Annotated in this window: 21 protein-coding genes and 1 tRNA gene; 8 read left to right on the top strand and 14 right to left on the bottom strand. The window is 62.6% G+C overall.

The features are described 5' to 3' along the window. Window positions 1-84: 84 nt before the first annotated feature. Window positions 85-1,407: an oligosaccharide flippase family protein gene (locus ACTHNE_RS17165; RefSeq protein WP_324937646.1), complete on the top strand. Its 1,323-nt coding sequence runs from the start codon at window positions 85-87 to the stop codon at window positions 1,405-1,407. 68 nt (window positions 1,408-1,475) lie between these two features. Here the strand turns inward: ACTHNE_RS17165 and ACTHNE_RS17160 are convergent, their stop codons facing one another. The 14 genes from ACTHNE_RS17160 to ACTHNE_RS17095 all read right to left on the bottom strand — a co-directional run bounded on the left by ACTHNE_RS17160 (window position 1,476) and on the right by ACTHNE_RS17095 (window position 19,773). Beyond that, entirely contained in the window at window positions 1,476-2,573 is a 1,098-nt protein-coding gene (locus ACTHNE_RS17160) for a right-handed parallel beta-helix repeat-containing protein (RefSeq protein WP_440269876.1), read from the bottom strand. 377 nt (window positions 2,574-2,950) lie between these two features. Then, window positions 2,951-4,126, bottom strand: coding sequence for a glycosyltransferase family 4 protein (locus ACTHNE_RS17155; protein WP_324937652.1), 1,176 nt, complete (start codon window positions 4,124-4,126; stop codon window positions 2,951-2,953). 217 nt (window positions 4,127-4,343) lie between these two features. Next, a complete protein-coding gene (locus ACTHNE_RS17150; RefSeq protein WP_440269875.1) occupies window positions 4,344-5,462 on the bottom strand; it encodes a right-handed parallel beta-helix repeat-containing protein in 1,119 nt (372 codons plus the stop codon). Window positions 5,463-5,483: 21 nt separating this feature from the next. Then, window positions 5,484-6,959 carry an asparagine synthase-related protein gene (locus tag ACTHNE_RS17145; protein ID WP_324937656.1) on the bottom strand — a complete coding sequence of 492 codons (1,476 nt, stop codon included), beginning with the start codon at window positions 6,957-6,959 and terminating at the stop codon, window positions 5,484-5,486. Between the two features lie 173 nt (window positions 6,960-7,132). Next, window positions 7,133-8,626 carry an asparagine synthase-related protein gene (locus tag ACTHNE_RS17140; RefSeq protein ID WP_440269874.1) on the bottom strand — a complete coding sequence of 498 codons (1,494 nt, stop codon included), beginning with the start codon at window positions 8,624-8,626 and terminating at the stop codon, window positions 7,133-7,135. After that, window positions 8,623-9,681, bottom strand: a complete 1,059-nt coding sequence (locus ACTHNE_RS17135; RefSeq protein ID WP_324937893.1) for an EpsG family protein — start codon at window positions 9,679-9,681, stop codon at window positions 8,623-8,625. Before ACTHNE_RS17135 ends, ACTHNE_RS17140 begins: the two co-directional genes overlap by 4 nt. Before the next feature lie 11 nt (window positions 9,682-9,692). Continuing rightward, on the bottom strand, window positions 9,693-10,622 hold the full coding sequence (locus ACTHNE_RS17130) for a glycosyltransferase family 2 protein (RefSeq protein WP_440269873.1): 930 nt from the start codon (window positions 10,620-10,622) through the stop codon (window positions 9,693-9,695). Between the two features lie 58 nt (window positions 10,623-10,680). Beyond that, a complete protein-coding gene (locus tag ACTHNE_RS17125; RefSeq protein ID WP_440269872.1) occupies window positions 10,681-11,790 on the bottom strand; it encodes an undecaprenyl/decaprenyl-phosphate alpha-N-acetylglucosaminyl 1-phosphate transferase in 1,110 nt (369 codons plus the stop codon). Between the two features lie 1,063 nt (window positions 11,791-12,853). After that, a complete protein-coding gene (gene zwf, locus ACTHNE_RS17120) occupies window positions 12,854-14,293 on the bottom strand; it encodes a glucose-6-phosphate dehydrogenase (RefSeq protein WP_440269871.1) in 1,440 nt (479 codons plus the stop codon). Window position 14,294: 1 nt separating this feature from the next. After that, window positions 14,295-15,338, bottom strand: a complete 1,044-nt coding sequence (gnd, locus tag ACTHNE_RS17115) for a phosphogluconate dehydrogenase (NAD(+)-dependent, decarboxylating) (protein ID WP_324937544.1) — start codon at window positions 15,336-15,338, stop codon at window positions 14,295-14,297. After that, complete coding sequence (pgi, locus tag ACTHNE_RS17110) at window positions 15,335-17,650, bottom strand: glucose-6-phosphate isomerase (protein ID WP_324937546.1); 2,316 nt, start codon at window positions 17,648-17,650, stop codon at window positions 15,335-15,337. Before pgi ends, gnd begins: the two co-directional genes overlap by 4 nt. Next, window positions 17,647-18,720 carry a transaldolase gene (gene tal, locus ACTHNE_RS17105; protein WP_324937548.1) on the bottom strand — a complete coding sequence of 358 codons (1,074 nt, stop codon included), beginning with the start codon at window positions 18,718-18,720 and terminating at the stop codon, window positions 17,647-17,649. Before tal ends, pgi begins: the two co-directional genes overlap by 4 nt. A gap of 170 nt (window positions 18,721-18,890) precedes the next feature. Further along, complete coding sequence (locus ACTHNE_RS17100; RefSeq protein WP_324937550.1) at window positions 18,891-19,484, bottom strand: HAD family hydrolase; 594 nt, start codon at window positions 19,482-19,484, stop codon at window positions 18,891-18,893. A gap of 212 nt (window positions 19,485-19,696) precedes the next feature. Continuing rightward, window positions 19,697-19,773: transfer RNA gene (locus ACTHNE_RS17095), tRNA-Met, on the bottom strand. 185 nt (window positions 19,774-19,958) lie between these two features. Here ACTHNE_RS17095 and ACTHNE_RS17090 point away from each other — a divergent pair. The 7 genes from ACTHNE_RS17090 (at window position 19,959) to nudC (ending at window position 24,120) form a co-directional block, all read left to right on the top strand. Beyond that, window positions 19,959-20,501 (top strand): RNA pyrophosphohydrolase, encoded by a 543-nt coding sequence (locus ACTHNE_RS17090; protein WP_324937552.1) that lies wholly within the window; start codon window positions 19,959-19,961, stop codon window positions 20,499-20,501. Between the two features lie 48 nt (window positions 20,502-20,549). Then, a complete protein-coding gene (locus tag ACTHNE_RS17085) occupies window positions 20,550-20,750 on the top strand; it encodes a (2Fe-2S)-binding protein (protein ID WP_324937554.1) in 201 nt (66 codons plus the stop codon). 151 nt (window positions 20,751-20,901) lie between these two features. Then, window positions 20,902-21,372 (top strand): bacterioferritin, encoded by a 471-nt coding sequence (gene bfr, locus ACTHNE_RS17080; protein ID WP_324937556.1) that lies wholly within the window; start codon window positions 20,902-20,904, stop codon window positions 21,370-21,372. A gap of 155 nt (window positions 21,373-21,527) precedes the next feature. Beyond that, window positions 21,528-22,292: a DUF6776 family protein gene (locus ACTHNE_RS17075; protein ID WP_324937558.1), complete on the top strand. Its 765-nt coding sequence runs from the start codon at window positions 21,528-21,530 to the stop codon at window positions 22,290-22,292. Next, on the top strand, window positions 22,279-22,710 hold the full coding sequence (locus ACTHNE_RS17070) for a bactofilin family protein (protein ID WP_324937560.1): 432 nt from the start codon (window positions 22,279-22,281) through the stop codon (window positions 22,708-22,710). The genes ACTHNE_RS17075 and ACTHNE_RS17070 overlap by 14 nt, the downstream gene beginning before the upstream one ends. Window positions 22,711-22,781: 71 nt before the next feature. Further along, the gene (gene erpA / locus ACTHNE_RS17065) at window positions 22,782-23,150 is read left to right on the top strand and encodes an iron-sulfur cluster insertion protein ErpA (protein ID WP_324937562.1); all 369 of its coding nucleotides are present in this window, start codon (window positions 22,782-22,784) and stop codon (window positions 23,148-23,150) included. Window positions 23,151-23,166: 16 nt separating this feature from the next. Beyond that, window positions 23,167-24,120 (top strand): NAD(+) diphosphatase, encoded by a 954-nt coding sequence (gene nudC / locus ACTHNE_RS17060; RefSeq protein WP_324937563.1) that lies wholly within the window; start codon window positions 23,167-23,169, stop codon window positions 24,118-24,120. The last annotated feature ends 201 nt before the right edge of the window (window positions 24,121-24,321 follow it).

The following is a 24,321-nucleotide window of genomic DNA, read 5'->3' as shown; positions in this document are numbered from 1 at the left end:
CCCCGGCGAACACCGGGGCGAGGCAGCGTGGCAAACCGTTGCAACCTTGCAGGACAGTAAAGGGCTTTCACCGGAACCTGTGACGTGAACTCTTCCGCCTCCGACATTCCATGGTTGGGCCGACTGCCGCAGGGATGGCGCCGCGCATTGGGCGCCATCTCCGTGTTGTGGATCGCTACCGCGCTGGGCGCGGTGATGGCCTTTCTTACCCAGGCTTTGCTGGCGCGCGAGCTGGGCCCGGCCGAATACGGCTTGTTCGCATCCTCGCTGGCCACCGTCACGATGGTGGCGCCGCTCGCAGGCTTCGGTCTGCCGCCGTATTGGTTGCAGATCTACGGCGTGGAGGGTTGGCAGGGCAATCGCTGGCTGAAGCCTTCGTTGCGATTCATCACCGGCAGCACCGTGCTCACGTTGAGCCTGGTAGCGATGTGGTCGTTCGTCGGCGCACCGCTGGACGCACGGCCGTTGTTGCTGCTGCTGTTGCCGATCGTACTGGGCGTGCTGGCGGTGAGCCTGATCAGCAGCCAGTTGCGCCTGGAAGAACGGCATTACGCGTTGGCGCTGTGGCAATTGACGACGCCGGGCAGCCGCATGCTGGTGGCGGTGGTGCTGCTGCTGATTCCAAGCCTGGATGGACGCTTCGTGGCGATCGGCTTCAGCCTGATTTCGCTGCTGGTAGCGGCGCTCGCGCTGCCGCGGCTGGTGGCGATGATGCACGGCGGTATCCAGTTGCACGGGCACGGACCGCGGCCGAGCGAGCCAATGGCAGGCCCATCGCCCAGCGTGGCGCGCCTGTGGTCGCAGGCCTGGGCGTACGGCATGGAGGCCACGCTGTATCCGATCTTTTTCCAGGTCAGCACGGTGCTGCTGAAATACCTCGACGGCAACACGCAGGCCGGCATCTTCGGTATCGCGCTCGGCGTGATGATGGCGATCTACCTCATTCCCTCCACGGTGTACCAGAAATTCCTGCTGTCCAAACTGCATCGCTGGGCGGTGCACGACCAGAACAAATTCTGGAAAGTCTATCGCCACGGCGCGGTCGCGATGCTGGCTTCGGGTATTGTCGTGGGGCTGGCGATGGTGCTGGTGTCGCCATGGGTGGTACCGATCATCTTTGGCGAGAAATACCGCCCCGTGATCCACGTGCTTGCCGTGCTGGCGATATGCGTGCCGGTGCGTTTTCTGTCCACCGCCTTGAGCTCGGCCTTGCTCAACGAGCGGCATATGCGCTACCGCGTGCTGGCGATGGGTTTGAGCGCGGTAGTGGTGGTGCTGTTCAACGTGCTGCTGGTGCCACGCTTTCACGAGATGGGTGCGGCGTTCGCGACGGTCGCTGGCGAAATGTCGCTGTTGCTGGCGATGTATGGAGGCGTGCGCTGGTTTCATGCGCGCAAGCTGGTTTAGGCGACCGAAAAAGAAAAACCCTCTCCCGCAAGGGAGAGGGTCCAATGGAATGACAACAATAAAGCCGATTACTTCCGCAACGGCGACACCACGTTGTTGTACTGCGTAACGTACTTCGCCGTGCCGGCGATCGAGATGTCGCGCGGCGACCAGCCTGCGGTGTAGATCGACACGCCGTGGGCGTAGTACCAGGCGTCACCGTTGTAGTTGATGGTGTTGTCGAAAATCTTCACGTAGCTGGTGGTGCCGGAGATGCTCACGCCGAACAGGTAGTTCTCGGTCAGCGTGCTGCTCTGGACCGTTACATTGGTCGGGCCGCCGGTGTACACGCCGAAGCCCTTGTTGTTCTTGGCAGTCACCTTATAGAGCGCCAGGCCGTTCACGTTGTTGTGCACTTCAAGCCCGTTGCCGGCGTTGTTCGATAGTGTGGTGTTCTCCAGGCGCACCTGCGAAACCTTGCCCTGCGTCTGCGGCTCGATATCGATGCCCGCCTGCGGCGCAGTGCCCTTGGTTCCGGTGAAACTGCTGTTGACGACATACACTCGATAGGCCGGCGTAATCGTCAAACCCTGGCGGCGGTTATTGGTACCTTTCACGCCGTTCAGCACCACGCCGTCCGACATCACCAGGGCGCTGCCCCAGCCATAGCCACCCACCAATACACCGTCGCCCCAGCTGTCGGCGACCGCGACGTTATGCAGGTACACATTGCTCGATCCGGCAATGTTCACGCAGTAGCCCCATTCGCCCGTGGTGCCACGGTGCTGGCTGCGTTCGCCCAGGATATGGCCGCCGACGATTTCGACGTTGTTGAGCTTCCAGATCTTTACGACGTTATAGCGCTCCGCGCTGTTCGGAATGGCCTTCAGATATGCGCCGCTCGACAGCGACAGACGCGTATGCGAACGCAGGCTCACGCCCTTGACCGCATCGATCATATAGGTGCCGTCCGGCACGACAATGGTGCCGCCGCTGGAGGGCAGGGCATTGATCGCGGCCTGGATGGCGGCGGTGTCATTGGTGGAACCGTTGCCCGTCGCGCCGAAATTGCGCACGTTCAGAACGGTGGATCCGATGGTTTGCGGTGGCGCGGGGTTCCACCAGTTGGTTGCGGAAGCCGGCAAAGCAACCGCCGAAAGCGCCAGCGAGGCGGCAACGATCGACAACAGCTTGCGACGTGATGTGAAGTTAAAATTACGTACAGTGAATACGCTCGAGTATGTGTGGGAATTCCCCTTCGCGCCTTTCAGCACTGAATTACTTTTCACCTGGAAATACGCCTCTTTTTTGTCAACGGCGGGCGTAAGGTGCGTCATTCCCTCGTGAAAAATCAAATGTGAAATTATGCTCCGGTTCACGGTCGTCAAAATTACGACATATGAACACACACCTGCGTACGCTTACGCGCTGGCGCGGGGCTTTTAGGCGCATGCGATCGCCGGATGGACGTCCATACGTCTATTTAGCGTGAATAGCGGAATTGGATCGTGCCAGAGCGTTGGCGGCCAAAGAGCAGCCATTCGGGCTTGGAATTTTCTTCCGATCAGGACACCGAACGAATCGCGCCGCTGGTGCCCGCCAGCGGATTGATCAGTTCCGCATACACGTCCAGGGTGCGCTGGATCACTAGCCGCTCGTCGAAATCGCGCAAGGCCTTCTGGCGTGCATGATGGCCAAGCTGCAACAGCAGTTCGCGATCGTCGTCCAGCCGGACGATGCAATCGGCCAATGCGCGTGCATTGCGCGGTTCCACGCGCAATCCATCGAAGCCGTCGCTCGTCACCACCTCGCGGCAACCGGGCATGTCGGTGGTGATCAGCGCAAGGCCGCAGGAGGCGCCCTCGATCAGCGATTTCGGCACGCCTTCCCGGTAGTAGCTCGGCAAGGCCATGACGTGCACTGTTTTGAGCAGGGCAGGCATGTCGTCGACGTGGCCAAGCCAGCGCACCAGGCCGGCCTGCGCCCATTGCTGCACCTGGTCCTGCGTGACCGAATGTGGATTGCCGGGATCGGGCGTGCCGGCAAGAATGAACTCCACGTCGCGTCCCCAATCGCGCAGTAGCGCCGCCGCGTCGACGAACTCCTGGATGCCTTTTTCGCGCAGCAAGCGTGCCGCCAGTAATACACGCAGGCGTTCATGCCGGTTGGGAAAACGCTTTGGCGGCTGGAAACGCGCCGTATTGACGCCGGAACTGCGGATAACGCGAATCTTCTCCGGCGCGATCAGGCCGGCGGTGTTGAAGGCGATCGCATCATCGGGATTCTGCAATATCAACAGGGAACGCTCGTTGTCGAGCGCCATATGCAGCAGTGCCTTGACCAGTGGACGCAGCGTACGCGCCTTGCGGGCGTCGCTGGTGAACACATAGCCCATGCCGGCCACCGCGTTGACCACGGCGGGAACGTGCGCGGCACGCGCGGCGATGGCGCCATAGATGGCGCACTTCAGCGTGAAGTTGTGCAGCAAGTCGGGCCGCTCCCGGCGCAGCACGCGCATCAATTGGTAAAGCGTGACCGCCTCGCGGAAGGGGTTGAGGCTCGCGCGATCCATCGAGTCCAGCGGCACCCAGCGACAACCATGTGCGGCAAAACGTTCGCCGAATGAACCCGGCGGCGAGATCATCACCACTTCGTGTCCGTCGTGGCGCAGACGCAACGCGGTCGACAGGCGAAAGTTGTACAGATACCAATCGGTGTTGGCGAAGAAGGCGTATTTCATTCAATTTATCCGCTTGCCGAAGGGATGATTGCTGCTTTGCCGTCAGCCTGGCGAAAGCAGGCATTCGGTGCAGAGGCGTCGTGCGACGCAGACAACATAAAAGCTGTCGTGTCCTTCGAACGTATATTTGGATGGCATCCCGACGCGTGCCTGTGTCATGGTCGGGCATGGTTCATGCACGCCGAGCGCGTACGCCCAGATCCATGCCGCGCAGGGCTTACTGCGAAAATTTCGTGCTCGTCACCGAAACATCGCTGGTGCCGGCATCTACGCGCAGTTCGCGCTTCTGCACGTTCGCCAGCGCGGCGGGTGACGCCAACGCATTGGCGATACGCCGTGCATAGCGCGCACTGTTGCCGGTGAGCGTATTGCCAGTGGCCTTGACGTGGGTGGTCTGGCCGGCGATCACCAGGCCAACCAGCCCGTTGTTGGTGATGACGTTGTCGGTGATGGTGAGATTGGAGGGGCTGTCGACGGTCAGCAGGCCGTAACCCTGGTTGTTCCGGAACGTGCAGTTCTTGATGGTGACGTTGCTGACGTTGTAGTGGATCTCCATGCCGGTGCCATGGTTGCCGCTGATGATGCAGTGGTCGATGGTGATGTTGCGCGCAAGACCCTGCGCCTGTGGCTCGATGTCGATGCCCGACATCGGCTTGGTGCCGTCGCTGTTGCTGAAGGTGGAGTTCATGATCACCACACCATCCACCGGTCCGATCGACAGGCCTTGCCGGCGATTGTCGGTGGACACCACCCGGTCGATGGTGACGTCCGTGGAAGGCGTCGCATGGCCATCCGGGCCGAGCGCGCCGATCCAGATGCCGTCGCCCCAGCAATCGGAGATATGCATGTCCGACACGCGCACGTGGTTGGATGACTGGATGTTGATGCCGTAACCCCATTCGCCACCGGCGCCGCTGTGTTCGTTGCGCTCGCCCACGATGCGTCCGCCGGTGATACGCACATTGTTCGCGTTCCAGACCTTGATCACGTGCGAGCGGGGCGAATTGTTGGGAATGGCGGTGAGCGTCGCATCCGGCGCCAACTGCAGCAGCATGTTGGAGCGCAGATTGATCGAGCGCATCGCATCGATGATGTAGTTGCCGGATGGCACCGTCACCGTGCCGCCGGACGGCGGCAGCGCATCGACCGCTGCCTGGAAGGCCGACGTATCGTCATGCACACCGTCGCCCTTGGCGCCCTTGTCGCGAACATTGATCACCGTGCCGCCCGAACTTTGTGCGCCCCATGCGGTGCTCGGGAACAGCGAAGCCGACAAGGCGATCGGAGGCAGGATCAGCAAGGATTGACGCAGAAAATCGCGGCGAGTACTGCACATCGAGTCATGACTCCTTACTTTTCATGGCACGCGTTCCTCCGCCAGTACGGTCGGCTGCGTTGCGCCGTGCATGCGGCTCAGCAGCCACGGCAGGGTGACCGCGAGCAGATAGAACTTCGAAGCGAAGTATTTGTTGTCCAGCCGATCCCGATGCGTTTCCAGCCATCGGGTTGCCCCTGGCATCAGGTGGCGGGTCTGCTCGGCGAAGGCATGCACCTGATCGAAGCGTTGCCGGGCCAGTCCGCGCAGGTCAAAGCGGAAGCAGCCCTTGGCCTTCACGTACGGCAGTTCCTGGAAGTGCTGGGCGATATGCCTGCGCATCAGCACCTTGTTCATGCCGCCGGCGCTGATCAGGAGTTCGTCGGGCACTTTGTTGAACACCCAGTCGCGCAGCTGCGGATCGAGATAGGGCTGCGCCAGCCGCATCGACATTGCCTTGGCGGTATAGATGCCTTTGGCCACGTGCGCCGAGCCCACGATGATCAGCGAAAGACGGCGCTGGGCTTCCTTGGATGCGGCCGCGGCGATGTCGGCGCGGAAGGTTTCCAGGCGCTGGCGCGAGCTGGAGGAAATGTTCCAGCCGAACAGCTCGTCCACTTCGGCATCGCTGAAGCGCGAACCAGGGAAGAAGCGCTCGAACTGATCCATCTGCAGCGTCGCCAGGACGAAGCAGAGCTCGAAGCTGCGGCTCACCCAGCGTGGCTTGAACAGCGCCTGCGGCAGACGCAGGCGGCGCGCCAGCAAGGCAAGGATGCGCTCCTTGCTGTGCACTGGCGTGCCGAAATATTCGTCCGCACCGATTGCATCGATGATGCCGTCGCCACGCCGTTGGCGCACTTCCGTGGCCATGTCCGCGTAGGAAAGCGCGGCGAAGTCGGCAGTAAGCAAGGGCATGCGCGGCACGATCGCCAGGTAGCGGTCGTAGGCGCGGCCCGGATCGCATACCAATGCTTCATGGCGCAGGCCAAGCTTGCGGGCCACAAAGCGCGCCGAGGCCACTTCGTTTTCCTCGCGGCCGCCGAGATAAGTCAGGCAGGTGGCGTCTGGACGAACGTCAGCGAGCGCGATCGCCATCGAGGTGGAGTCCTTGCCGCCGCTTTGGAACAACCATGGTGCACGCATGCCGGAGGTCGCATGTGCCGCCGCTTCGCACAACAGGCGGTGATAGGTCTGCACCAATGTGTCGTCGTCGACCGTGTCAGGCGGCGGCCGCGACTTGGCCAGGGCCGATTGAAAAGGGTAGTGGAACTGCGGGTCGGCGTGCATATCCTGGGCCGGGTCGAAACCCGAGGAGGCAACCTTCACATTCCGATAGATGGTGTGTGGCGGGTAGACGAAGGTGTTGCGCAGCAGGTCGGCTATCGATACCGGGTCGAGCGATGCTTCCCCACGCTCGAGTTTATCGAGCGGGGAGAAATCCACTTCATCCTGATAGGGCGACGTGTTGAGCTGGATATGCGTTCGTCCGAACGCATCGTGCTTTTTTTTAGGAAGCATGGCGGATGTCATAAAATCACCGGGTGCATGCCTGCGTAGGCGGCCGTGAAGCTTTTTCCGCTTCAACCATGGGTAGCGCAAAAGCGCGGAACGGAGCTTTCCACCTGGCAACGTCCTGGCGAACCGATGCTCGCTCGATGACGCGTGTGCTTGCCTTGGGAACATCTTCCTTGTCACGGCGCCACCTTTTCCTCGGCAGCGGCGTGTTGAACAGTCGTGGCCGTGTGCATGCGGCTCAGCAGCCACGGCAATATCATCGCGAGCAAGTAGAACTTGGACGCGAAATACTTGTTGTCCAGCCGATCGCGATGCGTGGTCAGCCAATGCGGTGCGCCTGGCAACAACACCTGTGCCTGCTGAGCGTAGGCATAGACCTGGTCGAAGCGCCGCCGCGCCAAGCCGCGCAGATCGAAGCGGAAACAGCCCTTCGCCTGCACATACGGCAGATGATCGAAACGCTTGGCGATATAGCGGCGCATCAGCACCTTGTTCACGCCGTCGCGGCTGACCAGCAGCTCGGTTGGTACGTGATGGAACACCCAGTCGCGGAATTGCGGATCGGCGTAAGGGTAGGCCAGGTGCAGCGATAGTGCATGCGCGGCGTTCATGCCCTTGATCAGGTGTGACGATTCGCCGATCACCAGCGACAGCCGGCGTACCGCTTCGACGGAGCCCGCGGCTTCCAGGTCGGGGCGGAAAGTTTCCATGCGCCGGCGCGAGCACACCGATACGTTCCACCCGAACAGCTCGTCGACTTCCGCATCGCTGAAGCGCGAACCGGGGAAATAGCGCTCGAACTGGTTCATCTGCAGCGTGGCCAGCAGGAAGCACAGCCTGAAGCTGCGGCGGACCAGGCGCGACTGGAATACTCGCTGTGGCACGCGCAGGCCGCGCGCCAGCCAGGCCAGCACGTAATCCTGCCGATGCAATGGCACCCCGAAATATTGATCCGAACCCAGCGCGTCGATCAGGCCGTCGCCATGGCTCAGGCTCACTTCGGTGGCCAGATCCACATAGGACAACGCCGCGAAGTCCGCGGTGAGCAGCGGTATGCGCGGCAGCACTGCCAGGTAGCGGTCGTACGCGCGGCACGGATCGCAGACCAGCGCTTCATGGCGCAAGCCCAGCTGCTGCGCGACGAAGCGCGCGGACGCCACTTCGTTTTCTTCGTTGCCGCCCAGGTAGGTCAGGCAGGTGGCGTCGGGCCGCACGTCGGCCAGCGCGATCGCCATCGAAGTAGAATCTTTGCCCCCGCTCTGCAACAGCCAGGGTGAGCGCACACCGGCGGTGCTGCGCGCGACCGCTTCGCACAGCAGGCGATGGTAGGTGCGCAGCAGGGCTTCTTCGTCGACCGCGTCCACGGGCGGACGCGAAGTCGCCAGTTCCGATTGGAACGGAAAGTGGAAGCGCGGCTGATCGTGTAGATCCTGGGCGGGATCAAAACCCGTCGCGGCGACTTTGACGTCGCGGTAGATGGTATGCGGCGGATAGACCGATGCATTGCGCAGGATGTCGGCAAGCGATACCAGGTCCAGCGATGCGAAATCCCGCCCGTGGTCGCCGAGCGGCGAGAGGTCCACCTCGCCGGCATTGGGCGAAGTGGTGATTTGGATACGCCTGGGAGGCTCGAGCGACGTACGGGTGTACTCGTTGACGGATGCGTTCATACAAGCACTTGGTTGACCACGTAGTAATAGAAAACCGCGCAGGAAATCACCAGGCCACCACGCAGCAGGATGGGATTGCGCAGCACCGATAAACGACTATGGAAAAATATCGCAGCGACCATCATCGAGATCGCCATATAGGCTGAGAGCAGGTAACGGTTGGAGAAATTGCCCCATCCCAGGGCGAAAAACGGCAGCAGCATGACCAGGTACACCGCCGTGCTGTCCTTGAGTCGCGCTCTGAACGGCTCCCGCACGATGCTCGAAAGCATGAACGGCAGCGCGTACCAGAAGATCGAAAACGCCGCAAAGTCGAGGCGTACGCCCGATTTGTATTTGGATGCCAGGCTGTAATCCATGACCGCGTTGTACAGCGAAGGTACGGCCGCGCGCACCACGATCATGGTCAGGCCGGTGCAGTAGGCGATGAACGCCAGCAGGGCGATGATGCGCAGCGTCTTCAGATTGATCAGCAGCAACGGCGCAAAGGCAAGATAAACCAGCGAGGAATAGTGAAAGCCGGTTGCGATCACGCCGTAGATGAAGAACGTGCGCCACTGGCGTTGGTGAAAGGCCAGCAGGGCGATGAACACCGGCAGCGAGGCCAGGCCCTGGCGCACGGCGTTGATCGAGGCGTTCACGAACATCGGCGACAGCAACAGGAACGCCAGGCCGGCGATCACGAACGTGAGTCGCCCGCGTCCGCCACCCAGGTAGGCGAAATAGTGGCGTGCGGCGATGATCGCCAGCAGCAGCAGCAATCCGAACAATACGCACTGGTAGGCATGCACGCTGAAACCGGCCACGCTCATCAGTCGCGTGATCAGCAGAAAGCCCGGCTCGAAACGCGTTTCGATCATGCCGCCGCGCAGATGCTCGAAGACGTCTGCGTAGACATAGGTATCCGAACCCACGTCGATGCCGCGCAGGCCCACCACCAGATCGACGAACACGCAGGCGGCGAGAATCAACATCGTGCTCAGCACGATCCGCGCGTTCGTCATGACGTTCGACGTGTTGGAATATTCCAGATAGGGTGTTGCGGATGTAGGCATGGAGTGTTCGCTTAAGCGCTGCGTCGGGCCAGCAGCCAGCCGTCATGACGACGTTTGAAGGTAAGCACGCGCCGCCGTGCGTAACGCACCAGGCCCATGGCGTCGGCAAGCTGCCACTGCCACCAAGGGAGCAGGCCTTGCTCGTAGAGGGTTTTGCGCACGTCCACGGCCGCTTCGTACATGGCGGTCAGGTCGCCGCTCAGTCCACCGGCGCCAAATGGCGGCTTGTGCCAGGAGGCAAGCACCTGGTTGAGCTTGGCGCAGCGATAGCCGGATAGCAGAATCTGCGCCCACAGCATGAAATCTTCGGCGCGCCAGCGTGCTTCGTCGAAGCGGAAAGGAAGATCGCGGCGCAGCACGATCGATGCGGTGGGCAGCGGACTGCGCAGCATCAGCAAATGGCGCGGCAACACGCGCACCTGCAGCGGATAGTGCAGGGCGGGCGCCGGCGCCGAGCGCGACTGCACGTTCATCTCGTGCGCAATCAGCGCGATCTGGGGATCATCCGCCAGCGCTTTCATCTGCAGCTTGAGCTTTTGCGGATGCCAGGTATCGTCAGCGTCGAGAAAGGCGATCCACGGCTGGCTGGCTTGTTCCCAGCCGCGGTTGCGTGCGGCGGACGGTCCACCGTTGCGCGGCATGGCGACTACCTTGACCCAGCCCGGCGGATAATCGCGCGCTACGCTCCATAGTGCTTCGAGCGTGCCGTCGCCGCTGCCGTCATCCACCAGCAGCACTTCGGCCGGCCGAACGACCTGCGCCGCGACTGATGCCACGGCCTGGCCGATGGTGTGCGCACAGCGGAAGCAGGGGACGACCACGCTCACCGGAGCCGTGTCGCCGCCGTGGATGGAAGCATGCAGAGGGCGAGGCTCGCGCTGCGCATCCCCGCTGGTTTTCGGCTGTTCCGTCCGGTGTATCACGTCGTCTGTATGGCTCATGGCGATCACGTCCTGTTCTGTTTTCCGAAGGGGTGTTCGTGCTGGTCTTGGCAAGCCCTTATTGCTCCGACGATTCGGCAGCCTCTTGCTCGGCTTCGTCATCGTCGTCCTGGTAGCTGGCCAACGTGGACAGGTGCAACTGCGCGACCATCGGCAGCTTTCCCGCCAGCGACGCAAGCGCCGGTTCGACCGCATCGGACAGCTTGCGCGCCTGCTGTGCGCGGTAGACGCGCCCGGTCAGCGCCACATAGATAAGCGTGAGCGCGGCGAAGGTAAGCAGGTTGCTACCGGGCGCCAGGTTGCGCGTCAGCGTGCCCATGAACACAAGCGCCATCGCCAGGCCCACTAGCATCACCAGGGCGGTGTGCGCGCTGAAACCGGCATTGAGCAGAATGTGATGGATGTGCCCGCGATCGGGCTTGAACGGCGACTTGCCTTCGCTGAGGCGCCGGATCATCACCGCCAGCGTGTCGAGCACGGGCAGGGCGACGCACCACAGTACGTCCACCGTCGACAGATGCGGCTGCGGCTGTTGGCTGAGCTGGATCAACGTCCACGCCAGGAAGTAGCCGATCATCACGCTGCCGGCGTCACCCAGGAACACTTTGCGGCCGACCAGCTCCAGGTTGGCGGCAAGATCGGGAATCAGCGCGGCGGCAAGCAACAACAGCAAGATGCAGCTCTGCCATTGCGAGAAACCCTGGAACACGTTGATCGCGCCGATGCTCACCAGGGTGAGCATGCCCGCCAACCCATCGATGCCATCCATCATGTTGAAGGCGTTGAGCAGGCCGACCACCGCCACCAGCGTCAGCGGTATGCCCGCGGCGCCCAACTCCAGGTCATGGCCAAACAGACGTCCAAGCGTGTGCACGTACACACCGGTGGTGTAGATCATGGTGAGCACGGCGCCGGTCTGGATCACCAGGCGAGTGCGCACGCTCAAGTCGAAGCGATCGTCCAGCGCGCCCGTGAGTGCGAGCACGGCGCCGGTGCCGAGCAATGCGTTGGTGAACAGCAGCGACTGCCCCTCGAAGCACATGCTGACGATGACACCGAAGAACGCAGAGAGCCCACCGATGAGAGGAATGTTGCCGACGTGACGCTTGCGTTCGTCAGGTCGGTCGACCAGTCCGATCGATTCCGCGTGGTGGTACAGCAGAATCATGGCGGCCGCCGACGACAACACGGCGATGACACACGAAATTAGCATCCGGTACTGCATGGATTCTCCCGACTACACGACTTTTACATGTAGCGCGATGGCCCCTGCTTCCGTCGCGATTACTGCAGAACTGCACCAGGTGTTGGTGAGCGATCCTAGGGTTTAGGGGGTGTATGTGGCGTTAAGAAACGTGCTGTAAGTCGCATAATTTCATTCAATATTGTGATAGCGAAAATTCTTTTGAAAGTGATTGCGACGTGAATTGCCTGACGCAGTGCGCTTTCTGTTTTTGCCCAGTGATCGTGGCGGAAAAGATGTATTCGTCGTGTCGATCTTTGACACTTCATCCATGTGATGTTCATGAACGTGGATGCGAACGTGGTGATGCATGCATGAGATGCACGTTGCGATGATGTTGTGCGTGATGTGTTTTCGTGATGATGGTGTTGCGTGTTCGCTGCGCAATTCCTGCCGATCTGCAGGGGGATTTCACGCGCGATGCGAGTTGGCGAACTCAACTATGCATGTGTGGTTCGCGTTGCTTTGTGTAGCGTAACGATCGTTGTTGTCATTCCGATGAACGTGTAATCGCGTGTAGTCGTCATTTGCAAGAGAGCCTTTGGAAGGATGCTCTGATCTATTCCGCGCACTCGGCATGACGTCCAGAAGGCTCGCAGGGTGTGTTGCGCGGCGCAGGGCAGACTGGCCGTCTGTTCAAGCGGCGAGGCGCGCATACAGCGCGGTGACGGGCGCGTGGAATAGATCAGAGCATCCTTAAGGCAACACAGATCAAGTATCGCCGTCGTCACCAGCCCTGTCTGTTCGCAGGCCACAGGGCCGTCGGCGAAGGCAGACTGGCGCATCGTCGAGACGGGTACCTGCGGCATGCGGACAAACAGGGCTGGCCCCCACGTATTGAATTCAAATGATGGGGTGATGCCTGGAAGGCCCGCAGGCTGCGCCGCGCGGCTTGGCAAGACGGCCGCCAGTCTTCCCGGCGCCGCGCAACACACCCTGCGAGCCTTCCAGGCATCATGACGACGGCGATACTTAATCAGTGTTGCCTTTAGATTTCACCGTTGTGCGCGATCGACCGCCACGCGTGCCCAGCGTCAAGCAAGCGCTTCTGACTTGCCGGCCCATCGGAACCGGCCGCGTAGAAATCCGGCGTGCCGCTTTGCCATGCTTCCAGCACCGGCGTCAGCAGGCGCCACGCCCACTCCACTTCGTCAAAGCGCAGGAAATGGGTGCGATCGCCATCGATGGCGTCGGTCAGCAATTGCTCGTAGGCGGAGAACTCACGATCGTCCGCGCTGGCGTAGGGCGCGGTAAGCACGATCGGCCGCCCGGCCAGGTCCAGGCCCGGGCGCTTGGCCGTCACCAGCAGATCCATCTGCTCGGTGGGCCGGATACGGAAGATCATCCAGTTGTTGCCCGCATGCACGGCCTTGGGCAGCGCACCCGGCACTTCGCGGAACTGCACGGCGATTTCCGAATAGTTGGTCGCCAGGCGTTTGCCGCTGCGCAGATAAAACGGCACGCCGCGCCAGCGCCAGTTATCGATCTCCAGGCGCAGGGCGGCGAACGTCTCGGTGCATGAGCCGCGCGCGATGCCCGGCTCGCTGCGATAACCCGGCACTTTCTTGCGGCCGATCTGGCCGGCGCGGTATTGCCCGCGCACCGCATGCGCATCCACGGTGGCCGCGGTGATCGGCACCGTCGAGCGCAGCACCTCCACTTTATGGTTGCGCAGCACTTCCGCGTCCCATTCGGCCAAGGGCGCCATGGCGGTAAGGCTGAACAGCTGCATCAGATGGTTCTGCAGCATGTCGCGCAGCGCGCCGGCCTTGTCGTAGTACGTCGCGCGCTTTTCCACACCCAGCGTTTCGGCGTAGGTGATCTGCACTTGCGCGATGTGCTGCGCGTTCCAGATCGGTTCGATGAAGCGGTTAGCGAAGCGGAACACCATCAGGTTCTGCGTGGTTTCCTTGCCCAGGAAGTGGTCGATGCGCAGGATCTGTTCTTCTTCCCAATACGCATGCATGGTCTGGCGCAGAGCTTGCGCGGAAGCCAGATCGGTACCGAACGGCTTTTCCACGATCAGGCGCCGCCAGCCGCCACGCGGCGGCTTGGCGAAACCCGCCTCACCCAAGGCCTTGGCCGCCACGCCGAACAACGGCGGCGGCAAGGCGAGATAGAACAGCGTGGCCGGACTCAACTTGTCCTTGAGCGCAGCCAGATGATCGGCATGCAGCTCGCCGCCGACGTAATCCAGCTGGCGGCGGAAGCGATTCCAATGCGCCGGGGTGTAGTCCGGCGCAAAAGATTGCAGGGCTTCCTGGATATGCCGTTCGAAGTGCTCGCGGCTCCATGCTTCCATCGCGTAACCGACGATGCGCAGATCCCGCGTCAAGCCCAACGTATGCAGGCGATACAACGCCGGCATCAGCAGCCGCTTGGTGAGATCGCCGCTCGCGCCCAGGATCACCAGCGTGGTGGCAGCCATGCTAGCCCTTTTTCTCTTGATGCCCGCCGAAGGAGTGGCGCATCGCCGACATCACCTTGTTCGCGTACAGATCATTACCCTGCGACGTGAAGCGACCGAACAACGCGGCGGTGAGCACCGGCACCGGTACGCCTTCGTCGATGGCCGCCTGCGCAGTCCAGCGGCCTTCGCCGGAATCGGAAACGCGGCCGGCGTAATCCTGCAGGCTCGGATCGCGCGCCATTTCGTTGGCGGTGAGATCGAGCAGCCAGGAACCGACCACGCTGCCGCGGCGCCATAGCTCAACGATCTCGCCGATGGGAAAATCGTATTGATAGAGCTCAGGCCGTTCCAGCGGCGCCGTCTCGGCGTCGGCGGTGCGCTTCTGCTTGCCGGCGTTGGCGTTCTTCAGCACGTTGAGGCCTTCGGCATACGCGGCCATCAGGCCGTATTCGATGCCGTTGTGCACCATCTTCACGAAGTGTCCTGCACCGCTCGGGCCGCAATAGAGATAACCCTTTTCCGCCGGCAGCGGATCGCCGCTGCGGCTTTCGCTGCGCGGCGCGGCCTCGACGCCCGGCGCCAGCGCGGCGAAGGCAGGTTCCAGCCGCTTATAAGCCAGCTCGGGGCCGCCGATCATCTGGCAATAACCGCGCTCGCGACCCCATACGCCGCCGCTTACGCCGACGTCGACATACATTACCTGATGCCTGGCCAAAGCTTCGGAACGGCGCAGGTCTTCCACGTAATGCGAATTGCCGCCGTCGATCACCGTGTCGCCCGCGGTCAGCAAGGGCACGAGCTGATCGAGCACCACATCCACCACGGCGGTGGGCAGCATCAGCCACACCGCGCGCGGACCGTCCAGCTTGGCGACCAGATCCTGGATGGATTCGGCCGCCGTCGCACCGAAGCCTGCCGCTTCGCGACGCGCTTCGACGTGGGTGTCGAACACCACGCAATCGATGCCCGCTTCCAGCATGCGCCGCACCATGTTCAGGCCCATGCGGCCCAGGCCGACGAAGCCGAGCTGCAAGGATTTCTGTTGTGCTTTTCCGGCACTCATGTTCGGTCCTCCCACGCGCGGAAGCCGCCAAGGAATGCGTTGTGGTTGTCGCCACGCCGCACATCGGCCGGCAGTTCATTGAGATGGCGCACGTTGCCGCCGCCGAGCACGACATAGTCAGGCTCCAGCGCGGCACGCAACTGCTCGATCACGTCGAACACGTGCGCATGCCATTTCTTCTTGCCGTGTTCCTTCAGGCCGCGTGCGCCGACATAGTCCTCGAACGTGCCTTTCTTGTACGGCAGATGCGCCAGCTCCATCGGCTCGACGATGCCATCGACGATAAAGGCTGAACCCAGCCCGGTCCCGAGGCCGAGGAACAGCATGCGCCCGCCTTCATAGCTGCCGAGCGCCTGCATCGCCGCGTCGTTGATGATCTTCACCGGGCAACCGAACGCAGCGCCGAAATTGAAGCCGACCCAGCCCTTGCCGAGGTTGTACGGTTCGCGCGCGATGCGCTCGTGCACCACCGGTCCGGGATAGCCGAGGGTGACCGCGTCGTATTTCCAGCCGCGGATGGCCGGGCGCAGCTGCTTGATCATGTCGACCGGCGTCAGCGTGCGGCTGGATTTGATCTCCACCTCACGCTTGTTGCCGCTTACCATCGCCTTGACATGGCTGCCGCCGACATCGATGACCAGCACCTTCTGCTTGGCCGCGCCGACCGGAACGGCAACGCCGTCATCCGTCTTGCGCCGCGCTTTGCGATACCAGCTGATCGCTGCGTTGGTGGCGCTGTCGTGGCGCAGCGGCTTGCGCGGGGATTCGATCTCGTCCACCACCCGCAACGCGAGCTGCTTGCCAAGCTCCACGCCCCATTGATCGAACGGATTGATGTCCCAGATCGCCGCCTGGGTGAACACGATGTGCTCGTACAGCGCGATCAGCGCGCCTAATGCATGCGGCGTAAGACGCTCCGCCAGCAGCAGGCTGGACGGACGATTGCCTTCGAACACGCGATGCGGTGCCAGTTGCTCGTCGACGCCCTCGGCGCGAACCTGTTCCAGCGTCTTGCCCATCGCCAGCGCTTCGGCCTGCGCGATCATGTTGGCCAGCAGCAGATCGTGATGGCGCCCGTACGGATTGAGCGATTGCCCGAAACCGACGAAATCGCAGGGAATCAGCCGCGTGCCCTGGTGAATGAGCTGATAGAACGAATGCTGCCCGTTGGTGCCCGGCTCGCCCCAATACACGGGACCGGTGGCGTAATCGACCTGCGCGCCTTCGATGGTGACGTGCTTGCCGTTCGACTCCATCGTGAGCTGCTGCAGGTATGCGGGAAAACGCTTCAGGTACTGCTCGTACGGCAGCACCGCCTGCGTTTCGGCGCCGAAGAAGTCGGTGTACCACACGCCCAACAGACCCATGATCACCGGCAGGTTGCGTTCCAGCGGCGCCGTGCGGAAATGCTCGTCCATCGCATGGAACCCGGCGAGCATGTCGGCGAAGCCATCCGGGCCGATCGCGATCATGGTGGACAGGCCGATCGCCGAATCCATCGAATAGCGCCCGCCCACCCAATCCCAGAAGCCATACATCTGCTCGACAGAAATGCCGAATTCTTCCACCGCCTTCGCATTGGTCGACAGCGCCACGAAGTGCTTGGCCACTGCGCCCTTGTCGCCGCCCGCCGCCTTCATCAACCAGTCGCGCGCGCTATGCGCATTGGTCATGGTTTCCAGTGTGGTGAAGGTCTTGGAGGCGACGATGAACAGCGTTTCTTCCGGATGCAGATCGTGCACCGCTTCGGCAAAATCGGTGTAGTCGACATTGGAGACGAAACGCAGCCTGAGCTTGCGGTCGCTGTAGTGGCGCAGCGCTTCGTACGCCATCACCGGGCCGAGATCGGAACCGCCGATGCCGACATTGACGATGTTGCGGATCGGCTTGCCGGTGAAGCCGAGCCAGCGTCCCGCGCGAATCGCCGTGGCGAACTCGCCCATGCGCTTGAGCACCGCATGCACCTCGGGCACCACGTTGGCGCCGTCGACCTTGATGGTCTTGCGTGCCGGCGTACGCAGGGCCACGTGCAAGGCGGCGCGCTGTTCGGTGGTATTGACCTTCTCGCCGGCGAACATGGCGTCGCGGCGCGTCTCCACGCCGCACTCGCGCGCCAGCGCAAACAAGTGTTGCAAGGTTTGATCGTTGATGCGATGCCGGGCGTAATCCAATCGCCAGCCGGCCGCGTCAGCGCGATAACGCTCGGCGCGGCCCGGATCGGCCGCGAACATGTCGCGTAGATGTTGCGTTGCCAGTTCTTGCTTGTGCGTTTCCAGAGCGCGCCACGCTGCCTTCTCGCGCAACGCACTCATGCAGTCGCCCCCAGGCGTTCGCTGACCGTATCGATAAGCTCGCGCCAGGATTTCACGAACGAATCGGCGCCTTCCTTCTGCAGCGTCTGCGCCAGCGGCTCGACCTGGATGCCGTGCGCCTCGAACTGGGCGAGCGTGCTGGCGACGGTGGGATCGTCCAGCGTCATCAGCCGCTCGGCCTTGCCGTGATCGGCGAACGCGAGCAGGGTTTTTTCCGGCATGGTGTTGACGGTGAGCGGCGCGATCAGGTTCTCGATGTACATCACGTCGCTGGCGTTCGGATCCTTGGTGCCGGTGCTGGCCCATAGCAGGCGCTGTACGCGCGCGCCGGCATTCTGCAGGCGCTGTACGCGCGGCGAATTGATCAGCGCGCGATATTTGGCGTAGATCTGCGCGCACACCGCAAAGCCGAGCTTGTTGTGCAGTTCGGTCGGCACCTTTTCCGCCACTTTCACGTCCCAGCGGCTGATGAACACGGATGCGACCGATGCCACGTCCAGGTCCAACCCTGCCGCATGACGGCGCTCCAGGCCACGCAGCCATGCATCGGCGGCGGCCTGATATTGCTCGGGCGAGAACAGCAGCGTGACGTTGATCGGCACGCCGCGGAAAATCAGTTCTTCGATTGCCGGCACGCCGGCCGGCGTGCCCGGCACCTTGATGAAGAGGTTATGCACCGCCGCCTGCTTGTGCAGCGCCACCGCCTGCTCGATCGTGCTTTGCGTGTCATCCGCCAACAGCGGTGACACTTCCAGCGAGACCCAGCCGTCCACCCCGTGCGTGTGCTGGTACACCGGTTCGAAGATCGCGGCCGCGCGGCGCAGATCGTCGATGGCCAGGCCAAAGAAGACGGTTTCCGGATCAGTGTGCCCGGCACCGCGGATGGAAGCATCGTAATCCTTGCCGGCCTTGATCGCCTGGGCAAAGATCGTCGGGTTGGAGGTGAGCCCGGTCACCGCCTTCTGCTCGCGATAGCCAAGCAAGGTGCCGTCACCCAGCATGCCGCGGGTGATGTTGTCCAACCACAGACTCTGGCCGAGCCCATGGAGCGTGCGGGTCGGTTGTTCCATTGCAGTACTCCTTCGTGAAATGAGGCGAATATTCGCTCAGGCCGAAGCGCAACGCATTGCGACTTAGGCCGCGAATCCGGCCGGCAGGGTAGCAAGATCGATGTCACGGTCTGATGACCGTTAGGACTATACGCCGGAAGGGCGCGCCCCGGCACCCGCCGCACAGGCCGCTAGGCTACTTCCTGCCAGCGATAAAACTTCTTGTGCGCCATCGCGAGCATGGCGAGATCTTCCTTGGTATCGCCATAGGCGTAGACCAGCGGAAAATCTTCGGGCGTGCATAATTCGCGCACGCGCCGGCACTTTTCTGCGCTGACGCATTGCGCGCCCTGAAAGCGTCCTGTGAGCACTCCATTTTCGACATGTAGCCGCGAACAAATCAGCTCCAGGCCGTGCTGCTCGCACCAGGGAGAAAGATAGGTATCCAACGCGCCAGACACGACCAGCACCTTGTCGCCACGCGAACGGTGCCAATGAATACGTTCCAGCGCAGTCGGCCGCACGATCGCAGGCAGGCATTCCTGCGCAAAATGCCGCCCCGCGCGCTTCAACGCATCCGCATGCAAGCCACGAAAACCGAAATGCACGACCTGCGCGCGAATGTCATTGGCGGAAACCAGTCCGAGCCGATAACCGGCCACCAGCGGAGCAAAAAACGGCGCGCCAAGTACACGGCGGAAACGCGGGGCGGCAAAGCGCACGAAGGCGCCGAAGGTTTCCTTGCGGGTGATCGTTCCGTCGAAGTCGAACAGGGCAAGGTTCATGCGTGCATGGTTGCCAAGCAGAGGGAAACCGCAGGATACCTTTCTGGAAGCAAGACAACGATTCGGCGCAACAGGAAAAGCGGGTCGATGACACGCACCATTGATCGATACGCATAACGACTGTGGACATCGATCCCTGTAATCGGAGCGTGCCGGCGAACAAGCCGAGCAACAGCCGCATCGACGGGCCGAAAACAAACGAGACAAGGAAATGGTGGCTATGGGTGGACTCGAACCACCGACCCCAGCATTATGAGTGCTGTGCTCTAACCGGCTGAGCTACATAGCCAAGGGGTGCGCCGTCCGGGGTCCGGAGCGGGCTTTGTTCAGGCGGGGCGCGGCAGTTTAATCGGGCTGCCCTTTCGGTTCAAGTGGTTGGCTTGCTCCCGCTTCGTAGGCTGTGGTTGAATCGATCCAGGGTCGCGCACGCTGACGTCTCTGGCAGACTGCAGCGACAGGCCCCGAGGAGGCTGGATGATCGACGCAGATGGCTACCGTCCGAATGTTGGCATCGTGCTGCTAAACGCAGACGGCCGGCTGTTCTGGGCGCGCCGCGTCCACCGCGACGGCTGGCAGTTCCCCCAGGGCGGCATGCGCAGCGACGAAACCCCGTTGGAAGCCATGTACCGGGAACTGCAGGAAGAAACCGGCCTGCTGCCGCAGCATGTGGAAGTACTGGCCAGCACCCGCGGCTGGCTGCGCTACAAACTGCCCAGTCGCTATATCCGCCATCACCAGCATCCCACCTGCATCGGCCAGAAGCAGGTCTGGTTCCTGCTGAAACTGGTCGGGGGCGAAGACGCGCTGTGCCTGGATGCCTGCGAGAAGCCCGAATTCGACCTGTGGCGCTGGGTGGATTTCTGGTACCCCGCCGCCCACGTGGTGAACTTCAAGCGCGACGTCTACCACCGCGCCCTGCGCCACTTCGCGCCGCTGGTGGAAACCACCCTGTGCATCCAGCTGGGCCCGCAGCCGCAGGTCCACAGCCGTCCCGGCCGAGGCCAACGCGCTGCCTGAACCCGAAGTCTAGTTGACAATCATTCGCATTCGCGTTGAAATGCGCGCATGTACATCTGCCTGTGCAACGCCGTTACCGATCACGACATCCGCCGCGCGGCCGCCGATGGCGTACGCAGCTTCGCTGAGTTGCAGGCGCGTACCGGCTGCTCCGACTGCTGCGGTTGCTGCGAGACGGAAGCCCGCGCCACGCTGGATCAAGCAATCCAGCAAGTCGCGCTGGATTTGCCGATCTTCGTCACGGCCTGATCCGACAAGCTTTTCAGCGCAAAGCTTGCAGCCATGAACGCCATCGCCCCGCGCGATGGCGTTTTGCTTTTGGCGGCAAATCATTCTCATTGCGCCATCGCTTTGCGCAGGCCTTTATAGTTCCGCATCAACCCCTGCCCGGAGAACAGCCATGAAAGGCGACGCCAAGGTCATCGAGTTCCTCAACAAGGTGCTCTACAACGAACTGACCGCGATCAATCAATATTTCCTGCATGCCCGCATGTTCAAGAACTGGGGTTACAAGGAGCTCGCCGAGCACGAGTATCACGAATCGATCGACGAGATGAAGCATGCCGATCGCCTGATCGAACGCATCCTGTTTCTGGAAGGTCTGCCGAACCTGCAGCATCTGGGCAAACTGCGCATCGGCGAGCACGTGCTCGAATGCATCCAGGGCGATCTGGATCTGGAACTGATGGCGGTGCAGGATCTGCGCGCGGCGATCGCGCACAGCGAAGGCGTGGCCGATTATGTGAGCCGCGATCTGTTCAAGGAGATCCTGCGCTCCGAAGAAGATCACATCGACTGGCTGGAAACGCAGCTCAGCCTGGTCAAGGACATCGGCGCGGAACGCTACCTGCAATCGAAGATGCAAAGCTGATTCGGGCGCCTGTGCGGCTGCTCTGCACGCGTCGTACGTTAAGAACCCATTTGCTCGTGCCGGATCAAAGCGATCTACAGCACAAGGCGCCGGTTGCTTTCTTGACGGTCTCATCACGGACGGGCTATATCCAGCGTTTGCCGTAAAGATCACGCATGGCCTCCCGTCCACCGCCCCGCTACGTCGTACGCCCGCACGACGCTGCCAGCCAGCGTCGCCGTATGCTGTGGCTCGGCCTGGCGTGGCTGGGCAGCCTGCTGTTGGTGGCGATTCTCGGCGCCCTGCTCGGCGGCGCGTGGAAGAGCGTGGGACCGAGCCTGGTGGATCGGCGCGCGCTGCGCGCGCTCAATGCGGAGAACGAAAAGCTCAAGCAGGATGTGGCCAACCTGCAGCGCTCGCAGCAGGTAAGTGACGTTGCCAACCAGGCGCTGCGCAAGACCATCACGCAACGCGACGAGGAAATCAGCGGCCTGCGCGCCGACCTCGGCTTCTACTCGCGGCTGGTGGGCGGCGATGCGCAACGCGAAGGCATGAAGGTGCAGGAAGTGTCCCTGCAGCCGGTGCCGCATTCACCGGCGGCGTGGAACCTGACCATCAGCCTCACCCAGAACGTCAAGCGCAACGACGACACCAGCGGCACCACCACGGTCAGCGTGGAGGGCCTGCGCAACAACAAGGTGGTGCAGCTGGACTGGTCCACGTTGGGCGACTCCGCTGAGAAGAACGGCATTCCGTTCCGCTTTCGCTACTTTCAGCAATTGCACACGACCATCGCGCTGCCCGCCGATTTTCGTCCCACGCGATTGCATGTCACGGTCACGCCCGAAAATGGCGACCCGGTCAGCCGTGCGGTCGCCTGGAGCGACGCCCTCACCAGCCCAGTTACGATCACCCAAGGGGAATCCGATGCTCAGCCGTAATAAACGCAACGAACCGACCTCATCCTCGCGCCACGCCGAAACCAGCCTGATCTCGCAAGGCACGATCATCCGCGGCGACGTGCGCTTCACCGGCACCCTGCACGTGGAAGGCCGCGTCGAGGGTTCGGTGCTCGGCGAAGGCGCCAATGCGGTGTTCACCTTGAGCGAGCACGGCCAGGTACAGGGCGAAGTGCGCGTGCCGCACGCCATGATCAACGGCCAGGTCACCGGCGACATCTACGCCAGCGTCCGGCTGGAGCTGGCCGCGCAGGCCCGCGTCACCGGCGACGTTCGCTACAGCTCGCTGGAGATGGCCGCCGGCGCCCAGGTGAACGGCCGCATCGCTCACCAGGGCGACGACCACGTGCAGCGCGAGCTGCCGGCGCCGGAAGTGCGCACCGATCCGGTCACCGCCTGAATGGGCTACACGGAGCATGGGCTCGAGCTGATATGCTTGAGTCCGCAGTGTCCGAGCCCCATGTCCGCGCTATGGAAACCATCGTAGCCATCCCCGATTACCGCCAAGCCGGCGCCCCCCTCGTCTTCACCGAGGCCGCCGCACGCAAGGTGCATGAACTGATCCAGGAAGAGGGCAACCCCGACCTCAAGCTGCGCGTTTACATCAGCGGCGGCGGTTGCTCGGGCTTCCAGTACGGTTTCACCTTCGACGAAACGCAGGCCGAGGACGATTTCGCGCTGGCCCGGGAAGGCGTCACCCTGCTGGTCGATCCGCTGTCCCTGCAGTACCTCACCGGCGCCGAGATCGACTACAGCGAGAACCTGAGCGGTTCGCAATTCGTCATCCGCAACCCGAACGCCAAGACCACCTGCGGCTGCGGTTCCTCGTTCTCCACATGAGTTTGAGCCGGTCCGGATGATCGCGACGAAGCTCAACACGTTCGCCGGACTCAGCCTGATTCTCGACCGCGTTTCCGAACAGCGCGACGCCATCGACTGGGTCACGGCCAAGGCCGGTTCGCCGCACGCGCGCTATCTGTTGCTGGATGCCGCCGGCGACGCGTTCCTGCACCGGGAAGAAGAAGCCCTGCGCTGGCTCGACGCCGACGAGCGGCAGCGATTGCTGGCGCACGCCTCCTGGAGCCTGCTCGGCATCGCCGATGACCAGCCGCATTTCATGCTGGTGCTCGACGAGCACGAAGACATCGCCGCGCTGGAACACGCCTTCAACGCCCGCCGCGTCGGCCTGCGCGAAGCCGGGCTGCGCCTGGCCGCCGAAGAAGCCGGGCTGTTCGCCTATGCCAAGGGCCTGGCGCATTGGCAGCGCGAAACGCGGTTCTGCGCGCGCTGCGGTGCGCCGCTGCAGATGGTGTCCTCCGGGCATCGCGCGCAGTGCACGAATCCCGATTGCGGACGCCTGCACTTTCCGCGCACGGACGCGGCGATCATCGTCATCGTCGAATACCAGGGTGCCTGCCTGCTTGGCCGCCAGGCCGGTTGGCCGCCCGGGCGCTATTCCACCCTTGCCGGTTTCGTGGAGCCAGGCGAAGCGCTGGAAGACGCCGTGCGGCGCGAAGTCGCCGAAGAAGCCGGCGTGCTGGTAGGCGAGGTGCACTATCACTCCTCGCAGCCCTGGCCGATGCCGGCATCATTGATGGTGGGCTTCACCGCCACCGCGCTGTCGCCCACCATCCGGTTGCGCGATGGCGAGCTGGAAGATGCCCGCTGGTTTACACCGCAGCAGATCATCGACAGCCTGGCCGACGGCAGCCTGAAACCGCCGACGCCGCTGTCCGTGTCGTACCGGTTGCTATCGCATTGGCTGCAGCAGCGGGCGGGGCTGGACCTGGATGCGCTGGTCGCGCGCTGACACCGCAAAGTTCACGTAACGATGTGCACGGCGATGCTTGGGGGTTCGGCTGCGCCTCATCCCAGCCTATGTATGGACTCGCCCCCTACGTCAACCGCTTTTTTCATTCCCCGAAGGCCGGCTGCATCTATGTATAAGGCCTCATCAAGGTGGCAACACGTGCCACGGGCACACCATCGTTTGAGCTCGCACCATGCCGAT

Origin of the sequence: Dyella sp. (assembly GCF_051954575.1) — a bacterium.
Lineage (GTDB): Bacteria > Pseudomonadota > Gammaproteobacteria > Xanthomonadales > Rhodanobacteraceae > Dyella_B.
This window is presented reverse-complemented; position numbering and strand designations above follow the sequence as displayed.